Genomic DNA, 9,400 nt, shown 5'->3' with positions numbered 1-9,400 from the left:
AGCTTGAAATGGTCGGAATATTGACCAGTGCAAAGATCCCGATCATGACAAGCAGTCCGACAATCCCGCCATCCGGTGACATATAGGTGACCGTGACGATAAGGGCGACGGTCCAGGCCTTGGGATTGACCAGTTGCAGGGTGGCGGCTTCGATAAAGCTGACCGGTCGGGCTGCGGGGTGATCTGCGCTGCCAAATGATCTGATCCGTGCAATGCGAAAGGCCAGCCACAGGATGTAGGTCAGACAGATCAGGCGCAAGATATCGTCAATCACCGGATATCTGGCCATGACTTCCCCAAGCCCCAGCCCGACGATGAAGACCATCGACAGAAATCCGAAGCTGATGCCAAGGATCAGCGGGACCGTGCGAACCATGCCAAAATTCGCACCGGAAGCCAGCAACAGGAAATTGCCGGGGCCGGGCGACAGGGACATGACAAAGGCAAAACCGATCAGGGCGGCGAGTGTTTCCGGGGTCATTGATCTTATTCCATTTTGTGCGTGCCATCAGGGGCGATGGAGAGATCATTGAGGATTTCGTTGCCGTCGTCTTTGCGATAACCTGTTAAAAATTTATCAGATCGTTCCAAAAAGCACGGGCAATCATGCAGCCAGACGTTTTGAGTGATGTATGCAGCAATTTAAGGCTGCGATCGGATTTCTATTTCACAGCCGAAATGCAGGGGGCGTTTTGCGTTCGTGTTCCGGCCGAAGGGGCGCGGATCCGCTTTCACCTTGTGCTGGCAGGCGGATGCCGGTTGCTGTTTGAAGATCGCGATCTGGCGCTTGATCTTGGGCCGGGTGATCTTGTTCTGGTGCCAAATGGCAAGGCCCATATTCTTGCCGATGCACAGCAGAAAACAGGACCGGCCAATGTCATGCCGGTCGATCTGGCCACTGCGATGGCCCATGGATTTGATCCGCAGACCGGTATTTTGCGCAACCGGAAAAAGGTTCCCAACCTGGCGCCCGGAGATGTGGACGAGAAGATGGCCAGACAAATGTATGGGCAAATGCATGGACAAATGGACGGGCCAACGCAAGAGCCAACGCACGGGCAGGATGCCGATATGCGGATGTTATGCGGGTTCTGTGCCTTTGACGAGGCCATCCGGCATCCGGGACTGGCGCTGATTGATGATCATGTGGTGTTGCGTGGCGGGGACCGGCGCGAAACACTCCAGCAGCTACCCTATGAGCTACCCCATGAGGCGCCCTATGGCGCGGTTCTGGCGGCAATCACCGATCTTGCCACAAGTCACCGACCCGGGTGGCAGGCAGCACTTGCACGCCTGATGGAGGTTGTGGTTCTGGAAATTCTCGGATCGCAACAGGGCAAGGATGATTTGCCGCCCGGTGTTTTGGCGGGGCTTGCCGATCCGCGGATCAGTCGCGCCCTAACCGTCATGCACCGCAATCCAGAACAGGACTGGAATGCCGAAAGCCTTGCCCGTCATGCCGGGATGTCGCGCACCCGGTTTGTTGTGCGGTTCGGGGCATGTGTCGGGGTTCCGCCGATGCAATATCTTCAGGATTGGCGCATGATCCGCGCACGCACCATGTTGCGCGATACCAATCTGTCGATGGACGAGGTCGCCCTGCGCTGCGGATATCAATCGATGCCGGCCTTTTCGCGGCGCTTCAAGGCCCGTTTCGGGGAGGGGCCCGGCGGATATCGGCGGGGCCTGCGCAAACAATCCGGGGCAGGATGATGGTTATTTGGCGATCATGACCTTGTCGGATGGTTTTTCCGCTGTCTTGTCGTTGCGCAGACTGGCCAGATAATCCTGGCTGATGTCATGAACCGACATGATATGCCCATAGAGCAATTCTTCGGCCGCCTTCACGTCCCCGCGCAGGATCGCATCGACAATGCCCTGATGTTCCTCGTGCGAGGAGGCAAGCCGGGCCAGGCTTTGGAACTGTACGCGGCGAAATGGCGCGACCCGGCGGCGCACCGACAATGTCACATCGACCAGAACATCATTATGGGTGCCGCGATAAAGGGCGTTGTGAAAGGCCCGGTTCAGCGTTTCATAATTGTCGCTGTCACCATGGCGGACGGTCTGTGCCAGGTCGTGATGGATTTTTTCAAGATTGTGGCGTTCGCCGCTGGTCATGCGTTTGGCGGCAAGGCGTCCGCACATGCCTTCGAGTTCGGCCATGCTTTCAAACATTGCGGTCAACCGTTCCGGGGTGGCAAGCGACACATAGACCCCGCGATTGGGGATCTTTTCGGCCAGTTCGGTTGCGGTCAGAAGTTGCAGGGCCTCGCGGACAGGGGTGCGTGACACGCCGAAACGCTTTGCCAGAAGCGGTTCTTCAAGGCGCTGCCCGGGCGGCAATTTGCCCTTCACGATGTCATCTTCAAGGGCCTGACACAATTGCTGGGCAATGCCGACGGAATCCGGCTGGTCGGAGGCGGTGCTGAGCGTTTGGCGAAGCTCGATCATATGGCGTTTTAACCCTTCTTACGAGGTTTATGCGGTTTCCCTTTAAGGAATGTATACATCAGTTTTGCCATCAAATCCAAGAATACCAAGAGTTGCGCATGATTGCTTTTATGCGACCCGGTTTGCTGCATATTTTATGTGCAATAAATATATGCAGCGCAAGATAATGATTAAATAATAAACATAACTTGTTGTTAGGTGGAAGGTGAAAATCACATAAGTCATTGAAAAATATGAAATGGCACGACGGTTGCAAGATGTATACACAATGCGGAATGCATTCCGTTGAGAGTACGTTTCAAAGAAATAGCTATCTCTATCAGGGAGACATCAATGACGAATGTGAAACGGCGCGACTTTTTGACAAAGTCCGCAGTCGGTGCGGCAGCTGCGGGGGCAGCTGTTGTGGCGGCACCAAATATCGTGCGTGCCCAGGAAACCTTTAACTGGAAAATGACCAATGCCTATGGTCCCGGGTCGCCTTTTTATGTGACCGGTCCGGGCAGCCCGGAGGATTTCTGCAAACGTGTGACCGAGATGTCAAACGGGCGCCTGAATATCCAGCATTTTGCCGCAGGCGAACTGATCCCGGCTCTTGAAGGGTTTGACGCGGTTCAGGCCGGCACGGTCGAAATGAATGCGGCCAACGCCTATTTCTGGGCCGGCAAGATCTTTGCTGCCCAGTATTTCACCACGGTTCCGTTCGGCCTGAACTTCCAGGGGATGAATGCCTGGCTTTATCATGCCGGTGGTCTTGATCTGTGGCATGAAGTTTACAAGCCATATGGTCTTGTCGCCTTCCCGATGGGCAATACCGGTGTTCAGATGACCGGCTGGTTCCGCGAGCCGATCGAAAGCCTTGATGATTTCAAGGGCCTGAAAATGCGTATTCCGGGTCTGGCAGGCAAAGTGTACCAGCAGATCGGTGTTGAAGTTAAACTGCTTCCGGGTGGGGAAATCTTCCCGGCCCTTGAACGTGGTGTGATTGATGCCGCCGAGTTTGTCGGCCCCTATCAGGACCGTCGCCTCGGTCTTCAGAAGGCAGCGAAATACTATTACACCACCGGCTGGCACGAACCGTCCAACGTCACCGAACTTCTGATCAATCAGAAGGCCTGGGAAAGCCTTCCGGCCGACCTTCAGGCGATCGTCAAGAACGCAGCCCAAGCCTGCAACCTTGACAGCCATTCCTGGTGCGAAGCCAATAACGCAGCCGCCCTGCGTGATCTGGTCGAAAACTTTGGCGTGACCGCCCAGACCCTTCCTGATGAAGTGGTCACCAAGCTTAAGGGCATCACCAAGGAAACCCTTGAAGCCGAAGCGGCCAAGGACCCGATCACCAAAAAGGTCCATGAAAGCTTCATGGCGTTCCGCGACAACCATCACGAATGGGCGGCCGTCAGCGAAAAACCCTATCACGGGATCATTTCATCCAAAGACGGGATGAGCTGACATGACGACGACCCGCACCGAACCGCTTTTTGACCGTGTTCTTGGCCTGATTGTCGATATTGCCGGATGGGGGGCTGCGATCAGTGGTCTGGCCCTTGTTCTGGTGGTCGGCGGCAATGTGTTGCTGCGCTATCTTTTGAATTCGGGAAGTGTGGCAATGCAGGAGCTTGAATGGCATCTGGTCTCGCCGATTGCATTGATGGGCATGGCGTATGGCATGCGTCATGGTGGTCATGTGCGGGTCGATTTTCTCTATGAACGTCTGGGCCCGCGGGCCCGGGCGGTCATTGACCTGTTTTCGGCTGTTCTGATGGCAATTCTTGGCGCGGCGTTGATCTGGTTTTCGATCCCCTATGTCGAACAATCCATCATGATGGGCGAAGGATCCCCCGATCCGGGCGGTTTGCCATATCGCTTCCTGCTTAAGGCATTCATTCCCGTCGGCTTCGGGCTTTTGCTGGTGCAGGCCGTGTCACAGGCAATGATCAATTATCGACAGATACGCGCCGAAAACGGCGTTCCCACCTATGAGACATCCGCCGCGATACCACAAAGCGGCGCAGGAGACTAATCAGACATGACCGGAAATGAATGGCTGGCCATCGGCATGGTCGGGGGCTTCTTTGGCTTCCTCGTGCTTGGTGTGCCGGTGGCGATCTCGCTTGCGATTTCGGGATTTGCCTTTGGGATTATGGGTTTTGGAACCGGCCTGTTCAATCTGTTGCCTGCGCGCGTTTACGGGGTTGTGACCAACTATACGCTTCTGGCCTTGCCGCTTTTTATCTTTATGGGGGTCATGCTTGAAAAGTCGAAACTGGCCGAAGAACTGATTGATGTGATCGGTCATGCCATGGGGCGGCTCAAGGGCGGCATGGGGCTTGCGATTGTTATTGTCGGGGTTCTGATGGGCGCATCGTCGGGCGTGGTCGGGGCGACGGTTGTGACGGTGGGGTTGCTGTCGCTCCAGCCGCTGATCAATCGCGGCTATGACAAGGGCGTTGCAAGCGGTGTGATCTGTGCATCGGGCACCCTTGGGCAGATCATTCCGCCCAGTCTGGTGCTGATCCTTTTGGCTGATATTCTGGGCGAATCTGTCGGGACCCTGTTTGCCGCGGCCATGGTGCCGGGGCTGATCCTGGCGGGGATGCTTGGGCTTTATCTTGTCCTTTTGGGGATATTCAAGCCTGAAATGGTGCCGGCCATTCCGCAGGATGAACGCGATGCGCTCAGTTCGCGCGACCTGCTGATCAAGATCGTCAAAGTGGTTCTGCCGCCGCTGGCGCTGGTTTTTGCTGTGCTTGGATCGATCGTTGGCGGGATTGCCGCCCCGACCGAGGCGGCCTCGATGGGGGCGCTCGGCGCGTTGCTTCTTGCGCTTTTTACCCGGCGTCTCAGCCTTGGTGTCATGCGCGATGTTTTGCATGACACGCTGATCACCAGTGCAATGGTGTTCTTTATCCTGATCTGTGCGCAGCCATTCGGTCTGGCCTTCCGCGGGCTTGGTGGCGAGGGGCTTGTTCATGCGATGTTTGAATGGGTGCCGGGCGGGGATATGGGCAACCTTCTGTTCATGATGGGCGTGATCTTTGTTCTCGGGTTCTTTCTTGAATGGATCGAGATTTCCTATATCGCGCTTCCGATGTTCTTGCCGGTATTCCACAATAGCGGCATCGACATGGCCTGGCTTGCCATTCTGGTGGCGATGAATTTGCAGACCAGCTTCCTGACACCGCCTTTTGGCTGGGCGCTGTTCTTCCTTAAGGGGGTGGCACCGCCGTCGGTTTCGACAGTTGATATCTATCGCGGTGTGATACCGTTTATCGGTATCCAGGCACTGGCCCTGATCCTGCTGTTCATTTTCCCGGAACTGACAAGCTGGTTGCCTGATCTGATCGGCTGGTAGGATTTCTTTCTACGATGTGAAAAGCCGGGCGCCGTTCTGGAAAAACGGCGCTAAGAAGAAATCACCGGACAATGTGCGAAAAGCACGCAGCACGACCGAAAGCATTACGGCAGGGAGGCCGGATTACGATGTTACGTTCAAGAACCGCACTTGGTGGCATGGTTACGGCCCCCCATCATCTGGCAGCCCAGGCCGGGCGCGATATCCTGCGCGATGGCGGCAATGCGGTCGAGGCAATGATTGCCGCGGCCGCGACCATTGCGGTTGTCTATCCGCATATGAATGCGATCGGGGGGGACGGGTTCTGGCTGATTGCCGAACCGGGCAAGGACCCGGTTGCCATTAGGGCTTGCGGCGGCGCGGCGGGGGCTGCGACCCCCGATTTCTATCGTCAGCAAGGCCACGCCGCGATCCCGTCGCGCGGGCCGCTGGCGGCGTTGACGGTTGCCGGGGCGATTGGTGGCTGGATCAAGGCTGCTGAAATTGCCACAGGGATCGGCGGGAAAGTGCCGCTTGAACGGTTGCTGGCCGATGCGGTGCATCACGCCCGGGCCGGGGTGCCGGTCACGAAATCGCAGGTCGAACTGACCACAACCAAAATGGCGGAACTCAAAGGCGTTCCGGGCTTTGTCGATACCTATGCCGCCAATGGCATTCCCGCGATTGGTGATGTGTTGAAGCAACCGGCCCTTGGCGCGACGCTTGAGCATCTTGGCAAGGTCGGGCTTGACGATTTTTATCGCGGCGACATTGCGCGCAGCAATGCCGATGGTCTTGCCGCCGTTGGCAGCCCGATCGGGCTTGCCGATCTGGAAAGCTACCACGCCAAGGTCATGACGCCGCTTTCGGTCCGACTGTCGGCCGGCACGGTCTTTAACATGGTGCCACCGACCCAGGGTGTGGCATCGCTTATGATCCTTGGTCTTTTTGACCGGCTGGGGGTGAAGGACGGTGACGGGTTTGATCATGTCCACGGACTGATTGAAGCGACCAAGCGCGCCTTTATCGCCCGCAACAATCACGTTGGTGATCCCGATCGCATGACCATTGATCCGATGGCGTTGCTTTCGGATGAAAACCTTGCGCAGGAAGCTGCAAAAATCAGCATGCAAACCGCGCAGCCCTGGCCGCATGTCGCCAAGCCCGGCGATACCATCTGGATGGGGGCGGTTGATGCCAACGGTGTTGCGGTCAGCTATATCCAAAGCATTTTCTGGGAATTCGGATCGGGCATCGTGGTGCCGGAAACCGGTGTTTTGTGGCAGAACCGCGGGGCCAGCTTTACGCTTCATGACGGCCCAAATCAGCTCGGACCGGGGCGCTTGCCGTTCCATACGCTTAACCCGGCGATGGCAAGGCTCAATGACGGATCGGTTCTGACTTATGGCACCATGGGCGGCGAGGGCCAGCCGCAAACCCAGTCGGCGGTCTTTACCCGCAATGTCCTGTTTGGTCAGGATTTGCAGGAAGCAATCACCGCGCCGCGCTGGTTGCTTGGCAAGACCTGGGGCGATGAAACCACCACGCTTAAACTTGAAAACCGCTTTGATCCGGCCCTGATTGATCAGCTTAAATCAGCAGGCCACGCGGTCGAGGTCGTTGGCCCCTATGAAGACATGATGGGGCATGCCGGCGGCATCCGGTTGCGTTCGAACGGGGTTATGGAAGGTGCGACAGATCCGCGTGCGGATGGGAGCATTGCTGCGCTTTAACGGTTATGGGCATTGTAAGGAAGTTCAATTGCTGTAGTGGAGCTCGCCTTGTATCTGGAAAGCATTTTGCACGACTTAGCGCCTAACTATTTACCCAGATATAAAGAGATATCTGGTGGAATTTCTGGTAAAAAATATAGATCAGTATTGGCTTATGTCTTGTCGCACTCCGCTGGCCGTGAGTTTCTATGGTTCGGGGAGAACTGGTTTTTAGCCAATTATGGCGGTGTCGTGAGTTACGCTGGTGTTCGACTCGAAACTAATACCGGGACCCCAATCAGAGGACGAAATGTGATTGTTCGGCCGGGCATTGCTTGTGAAGAGAGAGACTTAAGACAGCTCTTTGTTCTTATGGAGTTTATGGTTGAACGATTGGTTAGGCTGTTAGGTAAGCCAAAGAGCGCAGAAGATCACGAAACTAATAATGAACGCATAATTTGGCTAAGGGACGAGAAGTATATAGAGCGAAAACAAAAGAAAGTTCTGCGTAACATCTTTGATGTTCGAAACCAATTCGCCCATTCAATAAACAGTGCTGGTTTACTTAGATATTACGGAGCAAATCTAAGTGATTGTTACTCAGTGAGGAACTCTGATTCTTCCTGTGGTTTGGCTAAGCACTACTTCGTCGATGATGTTTACAACGTTTCAGAACATTTGCTGGACAAGTATAGGAAAGTTCAAGGCGATCAAATTGATATTGTGGCACTTGGCGAAGCACTAGAAATTGTTGCGGCAAGTTAAAAAAAACTCCCACTCAATCACATGCTGGTAAGTTTCGCCGGGTTTCAGCCAGGGGCTTGGGAAGTCAGGGCGGTTGGGGCTGTTGGGCCAGGTTTGTGGTTCCAGTGCGATGCCGGCGGATGTGTGTAGGGGCACGCCGGTTGCCGATGTCATAGCGTCGGTGAAATGTTGGGAAAGATAGAATTGCAAGCCGGCCTCGGTTGAGGATAGTTCGATCGAACGGCCGCCGTCGGGATCGGAAAGGGTCGCGATATGGCGTAAGGCTCCGCGATCCCCGGTCAGGCAGAAATTATGGTCAAAGCCCTGTGTCGCGCGCGGAAGCATGTCTGATATCCGGACCGGGCTTCGGAAGTCATAGCCAGTACCGGTCACGTCGCGTTTATCGGCAAGCGGGATCAGTTTTTCATCGACCGGAAGCCAATGATTGGCCGTGATTTTCAGGACATGATCGGCCGCCGATTGATCAAATTTACCCGTCAGGTTCCAATAGGCATGGCTGGTCATATTGACCGGGCAGGGCGCATCGCAGGTTGCCGAAATATCAAGACGCACGCGGTTTTCACCGACAATCGAATATGTTGCCGTCGCATTCAGCGTGCCCGGATAGCCCTGATCCCCGTCAGGTGAGGTCAGCTTGAACGTCACGATTGTTTCCGACTGATCGGCAATATCCCAGACCCGCCGGTCAAACCCGTCCTTGCCGCCGTGAAGGTGGGTTTCACCCTCGTTGGCGGAAAGCGTTACGTCATGACCGTCTGGGTCGGTATAGCGGGCCTTTTCGATCCGGTTGGCGTAACGGCCGCAAACAGCCCCGATATAGCTGTCCTGTGCCAGATAGGCCGCATCATCGGCAAGGCCGATGGCGATGTTTGTGCCGCTGGAATCTGAATCCTCATACAAATCAAGGGCGCAAATGCGCGCGCCAAGCGCAGAAACCGTAAGGCGAATCTGCGACGTGCGCAGCTCCACACGCGGGGCATTTTTACCCGAATTACGGGTTTCTGAGGATGGTTCTGCCATGTTTGATCGTTGGTGGCTTTTGGGCATTCTGTTCTCCCGTAATCTTTGATTTTTCTCGGTTTATCCGATGCTTTTGATCGTTATAGGCGATAGGTGGTGGATCGCAATCACTATA

9 protein-coding genes (1 of these 9 cut by a window edge) are annotated in these 9,400 nt (G+C 55.5%); 6 read left to right on the top strand and 3 right to left on the bottom strand.

Annotated elements, in window-relative coordinates; translation table 11 throughout:
* On the bottom strand, positions 1-481 hold the 5' portion of the coding sequence (locus M9H61_RS05760; RefSeq protein WP_250283888.1) for a LysE family translocator. The gene continues 125 nt to the left of window position 1, outside the view; only the first 481 of its 606 coding nucleotides appear in the window; its start codon is at positions 479-481; its stop codon lies beyond the left edge, outside the window.
* A gap of 125 nt (positions 482-606) precedes the next feature.
* Here M9H61_RS05760 and M9H61_RS05755 point away from each other — a divergent pair, with 125 nt between their 5' ends.
* Entirely contained in the window at positions 607-1,713 is a 1,107-nt protein-coding gene (locus M9H61_RS05755; protein WP_250283886.1) for an AraC family transcriptional regulator, read from the top strand.
* A gap of 3 nt (positions 1,714-1,716) precedes the next feature.
* Here the strand turns inward: M9H61_RS05755 and M9H61_RS05750 are convergent, their stop codons facing one another.
* Positions 1,717-2,454 (bottom strand): GntR family transcriptional regulator, encoded by a 738-nt coding sequence (locus M9H61_RS05750; protein ID WP_068517319.1) that lies wholly within the window; start codon positions 2,452-2,454, stop codon positions 1,717-1,719.
* 333 nt (positions 2,455-2,787) lie between these two features.
* On the opposite strand from M9H61_RS05750, the gene M9H61_RS05745 reads away from it, so the two are divergent.
* The 5 genes from M9H61_RS05745 (at position 2,788) to M9H61_RS05725 (ending at position 8,265) form a co-directional block, all read left to right on the top strand.
* On the top strand, positions 2,788-3,906 hold the full coding sequence (locus tag M9H61_RS05745) for a TRAP transporter substrate-binding protein (protein WP_170310173.1): 1,119 nt from the start codon (positions 2,788-2,790) through the stop codon (positions 3,904-3,906).
* 1 nt (position 3,907) lies between these two features.
* Complete coding sequence (locus M9H61_RS05740) at positions 3,908-4,477, top strand: TRAP transporter small permease subunit (RefSeq protein ID WP_250283884.1); 570 nt, start codon at positions 3,908-3,910, stop codon at positions 4,475-4,477.
* Positions 4,478-4,483: 6 nt separating this feature from the next.
* Positions 4,484-5,809, top strand: coding sequence for a TRAP transporter large permease subunit (locus M9H61_RS05735; RefSeq protein WP_114113986.1), 1,326 nt, complete (start codon positions 4,484-4,486; stop codon positions 5,807-5,809).
* A gap of 128 nt (positions 5,810-5,937) precedes the next feature.
* Positions 5,938-7,521, top strand: coding sequence for a gamma-glutamyltransferase family protein (locus M9H61_RS05730; protein ID WP_250283882.1), 1,584 nt, complete (start codon positions 5,938-5,940; stop codon positions 7,519-7,521).
* A gap of 48 nt (positions 7,522-7,569) precedes the next feature.
* Positions 7,570-8,265 (top strand): hypothetical protein, encoded by a 696-nt coding sequence (locus M9H61_RS05725; protein WP_250283880.1) that lies wholly within the window; start codon positions 7,570-7,572, stop codon positions 8,263-8,265.
* Here M9H61_RS05725 and M9H61_RS05720 read toward each other — a convergent pair.
* Positions 8,242-9,312 (bottom strand): aldose epimerase family protein, encoded by a 1,071-nt coding sequence (locus M9H61_RS05720; RefSeq protein ID WP_250283878.1) that lies wholly within the window; start codon positions 9,310-9,312, stop codon positions 8,242-8,244. The two genes, M9H61_RS05725 and M9H61_RS05720, sit on opposite strands and share 24 nt — an antisense overlap.
* Positions 9,313-9,400 lie beyond the last annotated feature (88 nt).

It is taken from the genome of Thalassospira sp. GO-4 (genome assembly GCF_023588965.1).
GTDB classification, from domain to species: Bacteria; Pseudomonadota; Alphaproteobacteria; order Rhodospirillales; family Thalassospiraceae; genus Thalassospira; species Thalassospira povalilytica.
This window is presented reverse-complemented; position numbering and strand designations above follow the sequence as displayed.